The sequence below is a fragment of the Paenibacillus sp. F024 genome (assembly GCF_057814255.1).
The window spans coordinates 1-615 of the sequence record NZ_JBVASZ010000095.1 but is presented as its reverse complement, the minus strand read 5'-3'; the positions used below and the strand labels follow the sequence as shown (position 1 = coordinate 615).

1 protein-coding gene is annotated in these 615 nt (G+C 48.9%); it reads right to left on the bottom strand.

Going from position 1 to position 615, the window contains the following annotated elements; translation table 11 throughout:
* Window positions 1-87 precede the first annotated feature (87 nt).
* Window positions 88-615, bottom strand: a 528-nt coding sequence (locus ACZYR9_RS27530) for a group II intron maturase-specific domain-containing protein (RefSeq protein WP_488981491.1), incomplete at its 5' end; no start/stop codon positions are given.

The window sequence follows — 615 nt, the reverse complement described above, 5'->3', positions numbered from 1 at the left end:
TTTTTTTTTCAGCCCCTCCTCATCAAACCGTACGTGAAGTTTTCCCTCATACGGCTTTCCGATGTTCGTCATTCATGCGCATGCGATTTACAAAAGCGTCTTTAGTCCATACATTTTGCAGAGTAATTTAACCTCGTTACCGGAGCCGCGCCAGTGATTACGCTGGCGTTTCTTTGCATACCACTTTGTTAGTCGTGCACGAATATACCATTCTATCTTAGACATCCACTTCGTGCTATACGGCGTCGTGTAGTAGTTCTTCCAGCCTTGTATTCTCAGATTGAGCCATTCCACGTGCTCCTGAAAAGATTTATGCCGCATGCCCGGCGGCGCAAGGCGTTCCTTCACCATTTCCCGGATATGCTTCTCTGCTTTGGGGCAGAGCCACTGTTGGGTTGTGTAGTACACTTGGTTTTGTCCCGTTTCTGCTTTCGTTTTCCGGTGGTGCATGCCGAGGAAGTCGAATCCTTCTTCTCCCGTCCATAACCCCACTATCCGCGTCTTCTCCGGGTGTACGGTCAGTTCCAGTCGCTCCATAATCGCTTGGATAAGCTTAAAAGCATGAAGCGCCTCTTTCCTTGTCTTGCACACCACGACGAAATCGTCTGCATACCT